We start from the raw sequence: 17,798 nt of genomic DNA, 5'->3' as shown, positions 1-17,798 counted from the left end.
AAGTTGCGCAAGGAAAACTTTAACACATGATCGAAATAGGAAAACTATTTGCGCGATGCGGAAATACCGTTCTCACGGCTACGCACTCACGAAAAAGGGCCGTCCAGATAGACAGCCCCCGAACCAGGTAGTATGGTTGTTACGGGTTGATCCGTTTCGCATCTTCCCATTTCAATTTCCCCGGCCATCCCCATCCTGCTTTCGAAAAATCGCAGAAATCCCCGTACCGGTGCATTTCGCCTTGCAGCAAAGTGCGCAGCTCCTTGACCTTTTTCCCATACGCTTTCATATTCGCCAGGTTATTCTTTTCCAGCGGGTCTTTCTTCAGGTCGAACAATTGAACGGGATGTTGCCCGTTCACATTATACACAATGAGCTTCATCCCGTCTTTCACGATCGCACGCTGGAGGTTGGAGTAGGTGATGAACAGCCGGTCGCGGCCGGAGAAGCGGGATGACGTAAACGCCCCGTCCAGCGAAATCCCTTCTACCGTAGCGGGTTGTTGCAAGCCGGTGAGTTTGCACAATGTCGGGAACAAATCGGTCAGGTAGCAATACGCATCCACGCGTTTATCCGCCGGAATGCCCGGCCCGGAGAAGATCAGCGGCACGCGCATGGAATGGTCGTACAGGTTCTGTTTGCCCAGCAGCCCGTGCTGCCCCACGGCCAGCCCGTTGTCTCCCGCCAGCACGATGATGGTATTTTCGTATTGTCCGCTGGCCTTGAGCGCATCCAGCACCCGCCCGATCTCATGGTCTACCTCGCTGATCATGGCGTAATATTTCGCAATTTCCAGCTTCACTTCCGCAGGGTTGCGGGGCGTAGCCAGGAGCATTTCATCGCGGACGGTCAGCTCGCCGTTATCGAAAGGATGTTTGGCCATGAAGTTGCCCGGCAGACTGATTTTCGCCGTATCGTACAGGCGCAGGTATTCGGCTGGCGGAGTCCGCGGATCGTGGGGCGCCGTAAACGCGACGTACATGAGGAACGGCTCCTGCCGTGGCTTCCGGATGAATTCGATCGCTGCGTTGGCGTAGCACACGGAAGAAAAATCGTTGCCGGTAAATGGAGATTTGTATGTTCCGGAAGGATCGTAGTGATGGAGTTTCGGCTTCCAGTGGCCGCCTTCCTTTTCCGTATGCATACCGCCGAAGAAGATATTATCGCCCGAAGCGAAAGAACGGTTGAAGGATGCGTGATCGCTATGCCACTTGCCCGAAGAGAAGGTCTGGTAGCCGGATTCGCGGAACACCTCGGCGAAGGTTTTCTCCGAAGCCGGGATCACGCCGCCGTCTTCATGCACGCCGAACACCGGCCGTGATGTGAGCAGCATGGCCCTGCTGGGTGCGCAAACCGCGCCGCCCAATGATCCCATGATGTGCGCCTGGGTAAACACGGTACCGCTTTTCACGAGCCGGTCCATATTCGGGGTGTGGATTTCCGCGTTCCCCAGCGCCCGGACCGTATTGAACCGCTGATCGTCTGTCAGTAAAACCAACACATTGGACCGCCTGGGCGACTGCGCGCGCAAAACCGTCCCCGTCAACAAAAAAACCGCCAGCAGAAGGCGGGAAAACCCTGAAACCATGGCTACAATTTACCGTCAAACTATTCAAGAAGCACGAAACATCATAATAATATCTTCCCCAAATGCGGTAATTTCTTGCCTGCCCCAAACGAAACAGGCCCCGCACAACTGCGCGGAGCCTGTTTACCGGGTTTTTCAAGCTTATTATTTCCAACCGCCACCCAGCGCGCGGTAAACGCCCACCAGCGCCTGCATCTGCTGCAGTTGCGTTTCGATCAGCTCAAATTTCGACTCCAGCGCATCGCGCTGGGTCATGAGCACTTCCATGTAATCCGCCCGGGCGGAAGTGAAGAGGCTGTTCGATATCTCGATGGATTGTGTAAGCGCATCCACCTGTTTGGCCTGCAACCCGAATCGCTTATCGAGATTGCCGATTTTCGACAACTGGTTGACCACTTCCACATATGCGTTCAAAATCGTTTTCTCGTATTCGTACACCGACTGTACCTGCTTCGCATTGGCATTGAGGTATGCCGCCTTGATGCCGTTCCTGTTCACCAGCGGCGCCACCAGGTCTCCCGCGATCGAATACAGGAGCGATTCCGGTGTTTTGACGAGGTACGATGGATTGAAAGCCCTGTACCCCACGCCCGCCGTGATGCCCAGGGAAGGATAAAACTGCGCGCGGGCGGATTTTACGTCGAGCTTCGCGGCGGCCAGGTTCAGTTCCGCCCGGCGGATATCGGGGCGGTTGGCCAGCAGATCGGCAGGAAGGCCTGCGGCCACTTTGGCGGAGGCTGTTCCGAAAGCCGCGTCGTTCCTGCGGACCGATTGCGGATATCGGCCGCAAAGGAAGTTGATCTTGTTTTCGGTTTCGGTGATGCGCTGGAGGATGTCGAACCGGAGGCTTTGCGTCCGCAGCACTTCCGCTTCAAACTTCCGGACCGCCAGTTCCGTTACGCGGGTGGCTTCCTTCTGGAGTTTCACGATGTTGAGCGCATTGCGCTGGATGGCGATGTTCTGGTCGAGGATCTCCAGTTGCTTGTCGAGCGCCAGCAGTTCGTAATACGAAGCGGCGATTTCGGCGATGAGGTTCGTCACCACGAAGTTCCGCCCTTCCACAGACGCCAGGTACCGCGCTGCCGCGGCGTTTTTGGCGTTGCGGAGCTTGTGCCAGATATCCACTTCCCAACTGGCGAACGCGCCCACGAGGAAGTCGCCCAGGGGTTCGGGCATTTCCTTTCCTTCCTTGATCTCGGTATTGGCATCGTTGGCGCCCTGGCTGGTGTAGCGGCCCACTTTTTCCACGCCGGCGCCGGCGCGCAGCGCCACGGAAGGCAGGTATTCGCCTTTCCGGGCACGCACTTCGTTCCGCGAAATCTCGATTTCCTGCAGCACGATGTTCAGTTCCTGGTTGCGCTGCAGCGCGGTATCGATGAGGGCCGACAATTCCGCATCGGCAAAAAATTCTTTCCATTGCACCGCCGCGCTGCTGGCGCCGGGCGCGCTGTTGAAGGCCGCCGGCAGGTTCTTGTCTGCCTCCTTCCCCGTGATGGCGGGGATCCTGCATGCCGTGTAGCCCAGGCTCGCGCAGCCGATGGCGATGTATGTAATAGTTCTGCGATTAAACATTGTGTTCGAGTTCTTCTGTTAATGGATTTTCTTCTTCGTCGCGGATGAGCTTGCGCTTTTCGGCGATCCGGCCGAAGATGTAATACAGTCCGGGGATGACGAGCACCCCGCCGATGGTACCGATCAGCATCCCGCCGGCCGAAGCCGCGCCGATGGTCCGGTTACCGATGGCGCCGGGGCCCGTGGCAAACACCAGCGGTATCAAACCGGCGATGAACGCCAGCGACGTCATGAGGATGGGTCGGAAACGCACCCGCGCCCCTTCGATCGCCGCGTCCAGCACCGACATGCCGGAACGGTGTTTCTGCACGGCAAACTCCACGATCAGCACCGCGTTCTTGCCCAACAGGCCCACCAGCATCACCAATCCTACCTGCGCATAAATGTCGTTGGCCAGGCCCATCATCTTCACGAGGAAAAACGCGCCGAACACGCCCGCAGGTAACGACAGCACCACCGCCAGCGGCAGGATGAAGCTCTCGTATTGCGCAGCCAGGATCAGGTAAACGAACGCCAGTACGATGAGGAAGATGTACAGCGCCTCGTTCCCGCGCTCAGACTCGTCTTTCGACAACCCTTCCCAGTCGATATCGTACCCGCGCGGCAATACCTGCGCCGCCACTTCCTGGATCGCCTTGATGGCCTCACCGGAACTGTAGCCCGCCGCGGGTTCGCCGCGGATGGCAGACGACGTGTACATGTTATACCGCGTGATCTCGTTCAGGCCGTGCGTTTTCCGGACCGACATGAAAGCCGAATACGGCACCATTTCGTCGTGGTCGTTCTTCACGTACAGTTTCATCAGATCGTCGGGCAAAGCGCGGTATTCCGGCGAAGCCTGGACGTACACTTTCAAAGCGGTACCGAACCGTACGAAACCCAGTTCGTACGTACTACCGATCAAGATCGACAGGTTATCCATGGCCTTGCCGATGGAAACACCCTTCTGCATGGCAGCTTTGTTATCGATCTGGAGCTCGTATTGCGGATAGTTGGCGCTGAAGAAAGTGAACAGCCCTGTCAGCTCCTTGCGCTTGCCGAGGGCTTCCATGAACTGGTCGTTCACTTTTTCGAGCTCCTTGTAGTCGTCGTTATTGGTCTTGTCGAGCAGGCGCATGGCGAAACCGCCCGCGGCACCGTATCCCGGAACGGCCGGCGGGCCGAAGAATTCGATCGTGGCGCCGGGGATCTCCTTCGCTTTTTCTTCCAGCTCCTCGATGATCTCGGTGACGTTGTGTTTACGTTCCGACCAGCCTTTCAGGTTGATCAGGCAGGTACCGGCGTTGGAGCCGCGCCCTTCCGTCAACACTTCATAACCGGCCAGTGCGGAAACGGAGCGGATGCCGTCCACTTTCTCGGCGATCTCCTGGAGCTTCCGCGCAATCTCGTTGGTACGTTCGAGCGTGGAGCCGGGAGGCGTCTGGATGATGGCGTAGATCATGCCCTGGTCTTCGTTGGGAATGAAACCGGAAGGAAGTTTCCGGGAAATCCCGAAAATCCCCGCGCAGCACGCCACGAGTACCGCCCAGGTGATGACCCGGCGGCTCACGATGGCACGGAGGAGCTTTTCGTAACGGCCGGTCAGCTTACCGAACAAGCGGTTGAAACCGTCGATGAACAGGTCGATGGGATTCTTCTTTTTCGGCTTGCCATGATTGTTTTTGAGGATCATCGCACAAAGCACCGGCGTCAGCGTCAGCGCCACCACACCAGACAGGACGATCGAAGTGGCCATGGTGATGGCGAACTGCCGGTAGAAAATCCCAACCGGGCCCGACATGAACGCCACGGGAATAAATACCGCCGCCATCACAAACGTAATGGCCACGATGGCCCCGCTGATCTCATGCACCACTTTGTAGGTGGCCGCGTATGGCGACAGGTTCTCTTCCTCCATTTTGGCGTGTACCGCCTCGATCACTACGATGGCGTTATCCACCACGATCCCGATCGCCAGTACCAGCGCAAAAAGCGTGATGAGGTTGATGGTAAGGCCGAACACCTGCATAAAGAAGAACGCGCCCACCAGCGAAACTGGCACCGCCAGCGTGGGAATGAGCGTGGAACGCCAGTCGCCCAAAAAGATGAACACCACGATGGCTACGAGGATGAACGCCTCGCCGAGGGTGTGCAACACTTTTTCGATGGATGCGTCGAGGAAGGAGGAAACGTCGTAGCTGATCTCATAATCCATACCCGGCGGAAAATCGCCCTTGATGGATGCCAGTTTCGCTTTGATATCCCTGATCACTTCGCTGGCGTTGCTGCCGTAGGTTTGCTTCAGCACGATCGCCGCGGAGGGATGGCCGTTCAGGTTGGAATAGATGTCATAGAACTCGCTCCCGAATTCCACATCGGCTACATCTTTCAGATAAAGCAGCTTTCCTTCGGAACTGGCACGGATGATCACGTCCTGGTACTGTTCCGGCTTATTGTAGCGGCCCTGGTAGGTGAGCACGTATTCCAGTGCTTCGGAACGCTTGCCATCGCTCCGGCCGAGGCGGCCGGGCGAGCCGATGATGCTTTGGGTAGACAGGGCTTCCATCACTTCTTCGGTAGACACGTTGTAGGCGCGCATCCTGTCGGGTTTGAGCCAGATGCGCATGGCGTACTGGCGGCTGCCGAGGATCTGGGCGCTGCCGATCCCTTTCACCCTGCGCAGCTCCTGCAGGATGTTGATATTGGCGTAGTTGTAAAGGAAGTTCTCGTCGGCCTTGGGATCTTTGCTGTACACGTTCACGTACATGAGCATGTTGGGCTGGAGGATATTGACGATGATGCCTTCGCGCTGCACGAGCTCCGGCAACCGGCTGGTTACCTGCTCGATACGGTTTTTCACGTTTACCACGGCCTGGTTGGGATCTGTCCCCAGCTCGAACACCACCTGGATGTTGGCTTCACCGGCGCTTACGGCATCGGAGGTCATGTATTTCATCCCGGGAACGCCGTTCACGGCTTTTTCCATGGGGATGAGGACCGACTGCACGAGCACGTCGGCACTGGCGCCCGGGTAGGCCACGCTCACGATCACGCGCGGCGGCGCGATGGAGGGGAACTGCGACGTGGGCAGGGTATTGATGGCCAGTACTCCGAGAAAGATGATGAATACGGAGATAACGATCGCGAAGACCGGCCTTTTCATGAATATGTTGAACATTCGTTAGTCTGTTTTAAAAGGTCTATGTATCATTCAGACGGCAGCACCAGCTGGGAGATCACTTTGGCGGGCGCTTCGAAGTCGTACGCGATCCTGTCGTTGTTCTTCACCTTCCGCAACCCTTCGAGCAGGATTTTTTCGTTGCCTTTCAAACCGTCGCTCACAACGAACAGGTCGGGCATTTCTGCACCGATGGTCACGGGTTTCAGCTGAACGGTATTGTTGTTGTCTACCACATAGACGTATTTGCGGTCCATGATCTCGAGCGTGGCTTTCTGCGGGATGATCACCGCGTTTTTCAGTTGCTCGCGCACGAGGATGGTGCCGGTTTCCCCATGGCGGAGGAGCCCCTCCGGATTCGGGAAAGTTGCCCTGAAGGCGATATTGCCGGTTTCGTTGTTGAATTCGGCCTCGATGGTTTCCACCACGCCAGGGTGCTGGAAAATATTCTTGTTGGCCATCCGGAGCTGCACCTGCGATTTCTCTTTGGACTTGGCGCTGGATGCGTAATTCAGGTATTCCGCTTCAGACACATTATAATATACCCACATCTTGCTGTTGTCTGACAGGCTGGTGAGCAGGTCGCCCTCTTCCACGAGGCTGCCGAGCTTCATATCGAGGTGGTTGATGATCCCGTCGAACGGCGCGCGGATCTCCGTAAATGCGAGGTGGACCTTGGCGAGGGCGAGCTCGGCATTGGCTTTTTTCAATTTTGCGTTGGCCATGGCCAGTTCATTTTTCGACACCACGTTCTTATCGGCAAGCGATTTGGTGTTCTGCACTTCGATTTCCGCCGCCTGCGCCTCGGCTTCCGCCTTCAGCGCCTCGGCTTCGTACAATTTCGGCATGATGCGGAACAGCAGCTGGCCGGCGCGCACGTGCTGCCCTTCGTCTACCAGCACCTCCTGGAGATACCCCTTTTCCTGGGCCCTCACTTCGATGTTGCGGATGGATTTGATCTGGCAAACGAACTCACGGGTAATGGTGGTGTCTGTCGTCAGCGGGCTGGTCACGAGCAATTTTGCATTTTCTTCGTGATGTTCTTCTTTCGGATGGCAGCCGGTATGGCACAGGAGGGCGCATAGGCCCGACAATATGAGGATCTGCTTCATAAAAAAAAATGGATCTGGGTACGGTTGTATGGAATAAAGCTTCCGTCCGGGCACATAAAATGCCCGTCCGCATGGCGGCGTCGTGTTACGGAAGTATATGAACGGAGGGTTTTCCGGCCGCGAACGGCCGGCGGGTCAGGATCAAATCCTGATCACGCGCTGCACGATGAATTTATCGGCGGATGCGTAGGAGAAATGTTGGCAAAAAGGTAATGGAAGTTGTGGGGAGATGGAAGGGAGCCGGTTGACGTCCGTGAAGATGGCGGTGATGAGGATCTTGCAGAATAGCTGTTGTTTGCGGAAGTTCTGCGCGTCTTCATCTTCCTGGATCTCCACCGCCTTCGTTTTTTCGAAGCCTTCGCGCGCGTCTGGCGGGGTGGATGGAGTGAACTGGTCTTCTTCGCAGTGCGTGTCTGCCGGCATGTCGTCGGCGGTGAGGTTTTGAAAATATTTTCCGGGGGAAAAACGGGCGGCCTGGCAGCAGGAATGCGAATATCCTCCCAACAGGAGCATATACGCAGTGAGCATGAATCCGATCAACAATCGTGTCATTAGACTATTTATTGTCGTGCCAGTTTGATGAATCCCGCCCGGGACCATAATCGGTTTTTAGGCGAACGGGTGTAAAATTAATGGGATTGCCGGCAAACTGCAAACTGTTTCCTCCAAATCCACATTAATTTTTCCTTAAAAATGCATTAAAAGATATATTTCCATATTTTTAATATGATTAAGATGTTATCCACATGCTTATTTGAAACGGTTGATTTTTGGATTATTTTTAGTTGATCCCGAATTATTATGCGTTTGATATTTTGTTTGGTGATGACCGTTGCGATGCAGCCATCCGCTGCGGCGGTGCTCCACACGGGGCATGGGCAGCGCTATGCGCAACTGGCGGAAGCGGCGGAAGCGGCCGTTCCGGGAGACACCATTTTGATACATAACGGCGTGTACCCGGGCGATGTGGACCTGAGCGGATTGAAGGGCTCCCCGGGCCGGTGGGTCTCCATCCTGGCCGAAAGCCCCGGCAGCGTGATTTTCCGCGGCGGCACTTCCGCATGGCACGCCAGCAGCATCGCGTGGCTCCGCGTCGAAGGGATCGTGTTTTCCCGACAAACCGGCAACGGAATCAATTTCGACGATGGCGCCCGTCCGGATTCCCCGGCGCATCACATCTATTTCCGGCATTGCGTTTTCCGCGACATCGCGGCGCAAGGCAATAACGATCTCCTCAAATTATCCGGCGTCCGGGACTTCACGATCGAGGGCTGCGTATTTGAAAACGGCGCCCGGGGCGGCAGCGGTGTAGATATGGTCGGCTGTCATGATGGACGGATCGTCAGATGCCGGTTCGCGGACCTCGGCGCCAACGCGCTCCAGATGAAAGGCGGCAGCAGCCACATTATTGTGGAAGCCTCCCACTTCAGGAATGCGGGCAGCCGGGCCGTCAACCTCGGCGGCAGCACGGGCGCCGCTTTCTTCAGGCCCGCCGATGCAGGGGCGGAAGCCACGCGGTTAACCGTTCGGGCATGCGTGTTCGAGGGGTCAGACGTTCCCGTGGCTTTCGTAGGATGTACCGATTCGGAAGTGATGCATAATACCATTTATCTACCGCGCCGCTGGGCCATCCGCATTCTCCAGGAAAACAAAGACACCGTCCGTTTTGCGAAATGCGCCCGGAATGTATTCCGCAACAATATTATTTATGTAGACGATCAGTTGCGCACCCCCTGCAGCACCGGCGCCGGCACTTCCCCCGAAACCTTCGTCTTTTCCCACAACCTCTGGTACCATGCCACTAACCGCCAATGGCAAGGCCCGCAACTACCCGCAGCCGAGCCCGGCGGCGTGTACGGAAAAGATCCGCAGTTCGCCCATCCCCCATCCGGCGATTTCTCCATCCTTCCCGCAAGCCCCGCCGCCGGTGCCGGCTCGGCCAATCCTTCACCACTGTCCGACCACCTGGGCAACGCTTTCCGTTCCGCCCCGTCTGTCGGCGCTTTTGAGGTAAAGCCTTAGTTAACGTCTGCCGGGCACTTCTCATTCAGTAAGAATTCCCTTAACTTCGATCTACAAGAAAGCTTTTTATGAATTACGAAGACATGGTGAAAAACCAGGCCGGCGAAATGGTAGAAAACCTCATCGCGGAAACGCTTGGTAAAAAAACATTCGACATCCGATACGATTACAACGACAGCGAACAGTGGTCCGTCATCTCCACCCACACCGAGGATGACAATGAGATTTCCCTCCGTGCCTACGGCGCCGACGACTATTTCCTGTACTTCGGTTATTACGATGAAGACGACGATTTCCACGAACTCCTGCAACAGCTGTCCCCCGAAATCAAAAACGCCATTCCCAAACCGCTGCAAAACGCTATGGAAAAAGTGCTGAACGATGAACAGGGCATGCGGCTGCCAGGGAATTTCCTTGGGAAATAGCCTTACGAACGATAATGCAAAGGCCCGCTTTTTATGGCGGGCCTTTGTTATTTCAGGGCAAGACTTACGATATATTCTCCAAAAACTTCAGCACCTCTTCGCGCTTGCGGCTGCTCACGGGGATCTGCTCGTTGTTCTCCATCTGCAGATAACCTTCCCGGTAATATTTTTTAACGAACTGAAAATTGACGAGCCAGGATTGATGGCAGCGTAAAAAACCCGCCGGCCCCAGGATATTTTCATATTCGATCAGCCCCTTCGACACGAGGATTTCCCGCTTGCCGGTCAGGTAAAAAGTCGTGTACCCCTTGTCGCTCCTGCAATACATGATATCTTCCACCGACACGATCTCCATATATTCCACCCGTTTCAGCGCCAGCCGCTTCACATTCCCCGCCCCCTGGGCCCCGTAATGCTGCCGCGCGATCTCCAGCTGCCGGCGGTCGAACTGCTCCTGCTGGCGGTGCTGGGAACATTTGTCCAGCATGGCCGACAGCGCATTTTCGTCGATGGGTTTGAGCAAATACCCGAAAGCCCCCATGTTCAGTGCCTGGATGGCGTACTGGTCGTATGCGGTCAGGAAGATCACCTGGAAACCGGTGTCGCCGATCTCGTGGAAAAGGCGGAAACTGTCGCCGTCTTTCAACCGGATGTCGGCCAGGATGATGTCTGGCTTCAGCGCGGGAATCTCCTTCGCTGCGGTGGCATTATCCGCCGCATGGCCCACTACCTGGACGTTCGGGTTTTTCTGCACCACCTGCAGCAGGTGTTGAAGAATGCGGACTTCATCTTCGAGTATGTATAATTTCATGCGCATGGTGATTGGAATTAGTCCCTGATCTCGGGAATGAGGATGTGGACCGAAACGCCGCGCCCGCCGGTGTTTGCCTTGTTTTCCACATCGAACCGCGCCCGCTGGCAATCTGTGGTGAACAGCGCCTGGAACCGCTCTTTCAGGATGGTTTGGGCGAGCGATTGTTTCTTCTGTTCTCCGGGGCTTTTTTCGGTGATGCCCTTTCCGTTGTCGTTCACGGTAATGTTCAGTTTACCGTCGCGCAGTGCGAACCCGATCGTCAGCATCCCTTTGTATTGAATATTCCGGAACCCGTGCTCGATCGAATTTTCCACGAACGGTTGAATGATCATGGGTGGGATGAGCAGTTCTTCCGGGCAGGTGCCTTCCGCCAGTTCCACTTTATAATCAAACAGCCCTGGATACCGCATCTGTTGCAGTTGCAGGTAGTTTTCCAGTGAGAAAATCTCTTCTTCGAGCGAAATGAAATCTTTCCGGCTTTGTTCCAGCACATTGCGCAGGAGGCCGGAGAAAACACTCAGGTAGCGGACGGATTCCCGCGTATCCCCCGAGGCTACGAGGCTTTGCAGGTTGGCGATGGAATTGAAGATGAAGTGCGGGTTCAGCTGGGCCTGCAATAATTTTTGTTCCATGATGAGCCGGTGATTTTCCGACTCGAGGCGTTTATTCCTTTCGGTCAGTTTGGTTTGACGGTAGAGGAAAAACAGGAACCCGATGCCGCCGAGGAACGCTACGGTCCCCAGGCCGAGAATCCATCTTTGCTGGCGGATGACGCTTTCGTTGAGGGCGTTGCGGCTGCTCAGCTCGGCGATGTTGCGGTCTTTTTTCTCGGTTTCGTATTTTTCGTGGATCTCGGCAAACTTGACCGCTTCGATCTTTTTAAGATTGCGCACTTCGATGCCATACGCAGAATCCAGGGCGTTCATGGCATTTCCCATGTCCCCTTTCAGTTTGTAGGATTCCACGAGGCCTTTGTAATATATTGGTGTTTGCCGGCTGTTCTGCGCCTTTGCCATGGCCATGGCTTTGTTGTAGTACCGGATGGCCGAATCGGGCTGGCCGTTGTGGTTGAAACTGGTGGCAAGGTTGTTGTACGCGATTTCGTGGGGGCGGCTCGTTCTTTCGAGGTAATCCACATAAATCCTGCTGCAGGCGAGCGATTTGGCGAAATCGCCCCGCTTGCTGAGCACCTGCGCTTCGCTGTCGTACGTGCGGGCGATGGCGAGGCTGTCGCCGATATGGACCGCCAGTTTTCTGGACAGCGCGTTGTACAGCATCATTTTATCGTAATCGTCTATCCGGTAAGCGAGGAGGAACGACACATCGTAGTGCCGTTGCATAATTACGGGATGGGTATTGTAGGGATGCGATTTGAAGTGGCGCTCGGCGTATTCGAGGGATTCGCTTTCGTTTTCGTTCTGATAATACGCTTTGGCCATGAGGTCGTAGAACCTGAAAGTGAGCGGGCTGTGGAGGCGTTCGGCTTGCTTCATCGCCGCCAGGATTTTCTGCATCAGTTCCGCTTCCACCATCATGCCGCCGCGGCTTTCGTAGTCGAGGATGGTGTGGTCCCGGAGCAGGGAAACATCGTCGTCCGGCCCCTTCCCTTTCATTTTAGCGAATTGGGCCATGGCGCTGTCGCGCCACTCCTGCTTGATGAGCCGCCGCCCGCGGAAATAGTGGAAAAACGGATTGGCGTTACTGTCTGGCCGATTGGACAGGAGACTGTCTTCCCGGAAAACCAGTTTCCAGTATTGGTCAGACGCGAGGGTGTCCATTCCGATTACAAGAGCCAGGTAATCCTTGTCATCCGCCGCCGCAGCTAGCTGCGGGGCTTTCCGCCGCGCAGGCTGCTCTCCGCAGGATGCGGTCATGAACAAGGCGATTATCCCGAAGACAGCCAATGCCGTTCTTACATTCATCCTTCAAAAATTTGCTCGGCTAAAAAACATAAAAATACGATCCGATCCCTATATGCGGAACGGTTAGATCGCATAACAATATAAATGTACCTATCATGGCGGATAAGCGGCGTGCCGGTTCCATATCCGCCGGGTTCCGGTCCAAATCCGCCGTTTTTCGCCGGATTCCTGCGCGGGGCTTTCCGAATATGGTTCAAATATGGGCCGAAAAGCTTCGAATATGGATTTCTATCCGCCGGATATCGGTTTGCCGTTGCCGGGGCTACGATTGGGAGCGAGATTTGGATATGCATTCATTCCTTCAATACATCATATCCGCGCTGCTGCTTTCCGCACTGTTCTCCTTCCGCCAGCAAGACGACACACCGTTTGAAGGGCGCGCCGGCATCGCATATTATCACTTCTCCCACGTCCGCGACACTATGCGCCCCTCGCGCATCTGGGAAGAAGATTTCCAGCTGGCGTTCGGGCCGCAGCAAAGCGTGTACTTCAGCGCTACCAAGCGCCGGCAGGATTCCACGCACCGCGCTGCCTTCGAGGAAGCCGAGCGCACCAACAGCACTACGGTGAATATGGGCGCCTGGAGGCCGGTCACGGAAGAATCCGTTTACACCAACGGGCAGGCCCTGCTGGTTAACCGTAATTTCCACCAGGCGAACTACCTCATCCGGGAACCCCTCGAAAAAACCGACTGGCAGATTACTACCGAAACGAAACAAATCCTCGGCCATACCTGCCAGAAAGCCACCGGCACGGTGAAAGGCAGAACTTATACCGCCTGGTTCACGACCGACATTCCCGCCAGCTTCGGCCCCTGGAAACTGCACGGGCTGCCCGGCCTCATCCTCGAAGCGCACGACGTCGCCAACCGCATCCGTTTCACCTGCACCCGCATCGAAACGGACGCCGCGCTGCCTTCCGGGGTTTCGCTCGACCCACCGGCAGACGCCACCAGCACAACTAACACCGCTTTCCTCCGTATGGAAGCCGCCTACCGCGAAGGGCTCTCCGCCAATGCCGGAAGCGCCGACGACGTCAGGGTCGAAAACGCAACGGTGAACGGCCAGCAGATGAATGCACCCAGCAACAAGCCCCAGCTCAATTACCCCCTCGAGCACAAGTTAACCAAGTAAAAAAATACCGGATTGCGCTCGAAACCGCTGTTGCTGATATGGCCCGTACTTTCCTTCGCCCTGCAAACCCTGGCGCAAACACCCTCCCCGGTGAACGGCAAGGTGAAAGACAGTACCGGCCGGCCGATTGCGGCAGCTTCCGTAACCATCATCAACACTTCCGGCGCCGGCGTCCATTTTACAAAAACGGATGCCAACGGCGCTTTCGATTGTAAATTCCCTTCCACGGGCAACGGATTGTCGCTCAAAGTGACCGCCCTGGGGTTCCGGCCTTTCATCCAACCCATCTCCAGCGGCAGGTCTCCCTTCCTCATTACCCTTTCCCCGCTGCCTACCGCGCTGGCGGAGGTTACCGTAAAATCAAAAACCGGCATCCAGGCCTCCGGCGATACGCTGAAATATCGCGTAGCCGCTTTCAAAGACAAGAACGACCGGGTGATCGGCGACCTGATCGCCCGGCTGCCCGGGATCGAAGTAGACGAAAAGGGTACGATCAGCTACAACGGTAAACGGATTTCGAATGTCTATATCGACGGGGAAAACCTCCTCAACGGGCGCTACGGCATCGCTACGAACAACGTGCCGGTAGATGCGGTGGAACAGGTGCAGGTGCTGGAGCGCGATCAACCGGTGAAAGTCCTGAGCGGATACGTTCCGGCAGACAATGTTTCCCTCAACCTCCGCCTGTCCGGCAAAGCCCGCGCCACCACGGTCAATACCGGCGAAGCGGGCGCCGGGAACGGTGTTTACCTGCTTTCTTTCAGCAATCTGATCCTGCAGCAACGTGTCAAGAGCATAAACTATGTGAAATCCAATAACGCGGGCGGCAACCTGCAGCGGGAAACCGCCGACCTGGGGGTTTCTTCCGGCAATGGCACCACGCCGCCCCCGCAACCCCACGCCTATCTTTCCATGACCGGAGAAAACGAGCCCGCCGTAAACGAGAAATATTATCTCCGCAATACCGATCACGCCATCAACGCCAACGCATTGTTCAAACTCCCCGCAGAATGGGCACTCCGGCTAAACCTTTCCGCCCTCGACCTGAAGCGCAGGTACGAGTTTTCGCAGTCGGTACAATATTTTCTGCCGCAGGGAGACACCATCCGCTACCACGAATCCCAGTTGAACACAGACCGCCACCGCGAATGGCAGGTGCAGGCACAGTTCGAGAAAAACAGTACCGGGGCTTTCGTGAAATCGTCCACCAAACTGAATATCCCCAGCGCCACCGAAAGGGGAGACGCCTGGCAGAACGGCCGGTTCATGCAGCAACGCCTGCCCGTCCGCCAGCAAGGCGCGGGCAACGAAACGCAGATCGTGAAAGCACTCGGCGGCGGACATTTGCTGCAATACAATTCGGTATTGCAATACGATCATGTGGAAGAAAATCTGTTCATCCTCCCGGGGCTGCATGAAAACCTCGTCAACGACAGCGCAGGGTTTCTGCAACTCGGTCAACAGGTGCGAACGGAACAGTTGTACGTGCATCAGTCCGCCGCGTTCAGGATCAGGCGGGGGCGACTGGTGTGGTCGTTTTCAGCAGGGGGAAATTATGAAAGGAACCATCTCCGTTCCGGCCTCCAGGCGACGGACAGCGCCGGGAAACCCAGCCCCGCGGGAGATCGGTTCTCCAACAACGTCACTTTCGGAAACCTGGGATTGTTCGCCAGCGCCAATGCCACGTGGATGTTGCCGCGGGGCGTGATCGTTGCAGAAGCGAAACCGGCCATGCATTTCATCGGGTATGGCGTACAGGGAGAAAACGGGGACCGCAGGCAGGAGCACTTCCTACTGAACCCCACGCTCGAATTCAGAAAGAACCTGGGCAGGTACAGTGAATTACAGTTCCGGTACGGCAGACAAACCACGTTCGGGCATGTCAACGACATTTATCCCGGGACCATCCTCGTCAATTACCGGCAATTCAACGCCAACGCGGCGCCGCTTCCCAAAACGGGCATACATTCCGCGACGGGCCGCTTCGCTTTCCGCAAGCCCATCCAGATGATGTTCTGGCAAATCACGGTTTCGGCGGAACACACCCGCCAGAATTTCCTGCAGGCTTTTATGGTAGACAGCGGCATTACCCGCATCACGGCCATGGATTACGATAACCGTCAATCGAAATTTACCGCCGGCGGGAATTACTCGAAATACATCTTCGCCTTGTCGCTTCAGTTGTCGGCCGCCGCAAAGGGCAGCCTGCAAACCGGTAACATGTGGTATAACGGCGATATATCGCCCTTCAACTCCCGTCAATTCAGCGTTAGCATGGCCGCACAAAAGAAACTGCCTTTCGGCGCGAAGATTTCCGTGTCCGGGGAAGCGGGGAAACAGGTGTACCGGCTGCAACCCCGGAGAGGCTTTGCAGCGCCCAATATCACGGAATCGGTGAAGGCGAGGGCGGAATGGCAGCAGCAGTTGACCGGGAAGCTTTCCATCACGCCGGCCTATCAATTCACAACTTACCGCCCTTCCGGACAAGCCGGCATCCACCAGCATTTCCTTGATGTGCAGGCGCGATATGCCGTTCCGAAATGGAAAAGCACGTTCGAGTTGAGCGGTATTAATTTGCTGGGACAGGAAAAATACCGGCAGATCATGACCACGGCCAACCAGTTATCCATCATGGAAATGCCGCTGCGCGGCAGAACATTGATGGTGAAGTATCTATTTGGATTCTGATCCTTTATTCCCCCAAACTTTTTACCGGATTCACGAGCGCCGCCCGAACGGATTGGAGGCCAACCGTTGAGACGGCTATAGGATGCATATTTCCAGAGGTTCCTGCAGGCGATCCTGATTGGACAACGGACGTCCGGCTACGGGCCATCAAAAAGGGCAACCCGGTGGATTGCCCTTTGGTGTAAGCCTGGATATTGAAATACCGGGGTTGCCGGCTTTGGGACCTGGCTTTCATCACCTCATGTCTAACAAAATTATCCGTTGAAGCAACCGTTGGAATCCAGGTGCTGGGATACGTAAGTGGTAGCGCAGTCGTACATCTGCAGCCAGGTAGAATTGTTCGGGCCGGATACGTACACAACGATGTGGTTGCCGCAGAGGTCTTGCGTCAGGATCTGGCGCTGGATGCGGAACTGGCTCACTTCCTGTTTTTTCGTGCTTACCACGATGTTGTTGCCATTGGCGGTTTTTACCGTTGCTTTTCCGGTAGCCGGTTTGGTGGTTTTAGCATCAGCTGCAAATGCGCCTGCGCCCAGTGCGAGGCAGAACGTAGCGAGAAATAAACGTTTCATTTTTCTTTGATTTAATTGTTAACAAATGTGTATTCGAATAAGAGGATGATCGGATTGCTGCGGTTGGAAGTGCATTCCGGCCGTAAAAATCGGGATTAACGACCGCCGAATCGGGGCGTTTGTATATTCGTGATCGCCGGATCGATATTCGTACCGATTCAGGGGAAATTCGCGGGAAGGACCAGGAAGCGCAGCGTCGTAAAATTATCCTGTAAGCGAATTAGGGTTAAAAATGAATTCGGGGAATGACAGCGAAAGAAATAAATATTCTACTTACTTTTGATGTGTACTTAACCTAAATGCGATCTTCTTTATGAAAAACAGTATCCTTAGCACACAACCGCTCAGTACCGACCTTGCCGCGCTTTTAATGCGCCTTATCGTTGGTGGACTTTTCATCTATCACGGCTACGGCAAGCTGGCCGCTTACGAAACCATGCTGCAGATGTTTACCGACATCATCGGCATCGGTGTGAAGCCCACAGTGATCCTGGTGATATTCGCCGAGTTTTTCTGCGGGATTTTCGTGGTGCTCGGGCTCTTTACCCGCCTGTCGATCATCCCGATCTTCATCACCATGATCGTTGCATTTTTCATCGCACATGCCAAAGATCCTTTCCAGAACAAGGAACTGGCTTTCGCCTACCTGCTCCTGAGCGTTGTAATTTTCGTGCTCGGAAGCGGACGCTTCTCGCTGGATGCCGCTTTCCGGAAAAAATAATTCCCGGTTTCCCGGTAAAGAAAAGAGCGGCCGGTGTGCCGCTCTTTTCTTTTTATGAGAAGTGAAATGAAA

Annotated in this window: 13 protein-coding genes; 5 read left to right on the top strand and 8 right to left on the bottom strand. The window is 55.5% G+C overall.

The genetic code is table 11. The features are described from left to right. Nucleotides 1-139: 139 nt before the first annotated feature. The 5 genes from EJ361_RS08400 to EJ361_RS08380 form a co-directional block, all read right to left on the bottom strand. Entirely contained in the window at nt 140-1,588 is a 1,449-nt protein-coding gene (locus EJ361_RS08400) for a sulfatase-like hydrolase/transferase (protein ID WP_126245045.1), read from the bottom strand. A 144-nt stretch (nt 1,589-1,732) separates the two neighbouring features. Further along, the gene (locus tag EJ361_RS08395; protein ID WP_126245044.1) at nt 1,733-3,160 is read right to left on the bottom strand and encodes a TolC family protein; all 1,428 of its coding nucleotides are present in this window, start codon (nt 3,158-3,160) and stop codon (nt 1,733-1,735) included. Beyond that, nucleotides 3,153-6,317: an efflux RND transporter permease subunit gene (locus EJ361_RS08390; RefSeq protein ID WP_126245043.1), complete on the bottom strand. Its 3,165-nt coding sequence runs from the start codon at nt 6,315-6,317 to the stop codon at nt 3,153-3,155. Before EJ361_RS08390 ends, EJ361_RS08395 begins: the two co-directional genes overlap by 8 nt. A 29-nt stretch (nt 6,318-6,346) precedes the next feature. Further along, on the bottom strand, nt 6,347-7,429 hold the full coding sequence (locus EJ361_RS08385; protein WP_126245042.1) for an efflux RND transporter periplasmic adaptor subunit: 1,083 nt from the start codon (nt 7,427-7,429) through the stop codon (nt 6,347-6,349). A gap of 141 nt (nt 7,430-7,570) precedes the next feature. Further along, nucleotides 7,571-7,981: a hypothetical protein gene (locus EJ361_RS08380; protein WP_126245041.1), complete on the bottom strand. Its 411-nt coding sequence runs from the start codon at nt 7,979-7,981 to the stop codon at nt 7,571-7,573. Nucleotides 7,982-8,230: 249 nt separating this feature from the next. Here EJ361_RS08380 and EJ361_RS08375 point away from each other — a divergent pair, with 249 nt between their 5' ends. After that, complete coding sequence (locus tag EJ361_RS08375; RefSeq protein WP_126245040.1) at nt 8,231-9,451, top strand: right-handed parallel beta-helix repeat-containing protein; 1,221 nt, start codon at nt 8,231-8,233, stop codon at nt 9,449-9,451. A 68-nt stretch (nt 9,452-9,519) separates the two neighbouring features. Further along, a complete protein-coding gene (locus EJ361_RS08370) occupies nt 9,520-9,876 on the top strand; it encodes a hypothetical protein (RefSeq protein WP_126245039.1) in 357 nt (118 codons plus the stop codon). Between the two features lie 64 nt (nt 9,877-9,940). Here the strand turns inward: EJ361_RS08370 and EJ361_RS08365 are convergent, their stop codons facing one another. Both EJ361_RS08365 and EJ361_RS08360 read right to left on the bottom strand, forming a co-directional pair. Next, on the bottom strand, nt 9,941-10,687 hold the full coding sequence (locus EJ361_RS08365) for a LytR/AlgR family response regulator transcription factor (protein WP_126245038.1): 747 nt from the start codon (nt 10,685-10,687) through the stop codon (nt 9,941-9,943). Nucleotides 10,688-10,704: 17 nt separating this feature from the next. Then, nucleotides 10,705-12,564: a histidine kinase gene (locus tag EJ361_RS08360; RefSeq protein WP_205686955.1), complete on the bottom strand. Its 1,860-nt coding sequence runs from the start codon at nt 12,562-12,564 to the stop codon at nt 10,705-10,707. Between the two features lie 335 nt (nt 12,565-12,899). On the opposite strand from EJ361_RS08360, the gene EJ361_RS08355 reads away from it, so the two are divergent. After that, on the top strand, nt 12,900-13,745 hold the full coding sequence (locus EJ361_RS08355) for a GLPGLI family protein (RefSeq protein WP_164714133.1): 846 nt from the start codon (nt 12,900-12,902) through the stop codon (nt 13,743-13,745). Between the two features lie 12 nt (nt 13,746-13,757). Beyond that, entirely contained in the window at nt 13,758-16,433 is a 2,676-nt protein-coding gene (locus EJ361_RS08350) for a carboxypeptidase regulatory-like domain-containing protein (RefSeq protein ID WP_126245035.1), read from the top strand. A gap of 254 nt (nt 16,434-16,687) precedes the next feature. Here the strand turns inward: EJ361_RS08350 and EJ361_RS08345 are convergent, their stop codons facing one another. Next, a complete protein-coding gene (locus EJ361_RS08345) occupies nt 16,688-17,005 on the bottom strand; it encodes a hypothetical protein (protein WP_126245034.1) in 318 nt (105 codons plus the stop codon). 313 nt (nt 17,006-17,318) lie between these two features. On the opposite strand from EJ361_RS08345, the gene EJ361_RS08340 reads away from it, so the two are divergent. Further along, on the top strand, nt 17,319-17,726 hold the full coding sequence (locus EJ361_RS08340; protein ID WP_126245033.1) for a DoxX family protein: 408 nt from the start codon (nt 17,319-17,321) through the stop codon (nt 17,724-17,726). Nucleotides 17,727-17,798 lie beyond the last annotated feature (72 nt).

The sequence above is a fragment of the Chitinophaga rhizosphaerae genome, from assembly GCF_003958645.1.
GTDB classification, from domain to species: domain Bacteria; phylum Bacteroidota; class Bacteroidia; order Chitinophagales; family Chitinophagaceae; genus Chitinophaga; species Chitinophaga rhizosphaerae.
This window is presented reverse-complemented; position numbering and strand designations above follow the sequence as displayed.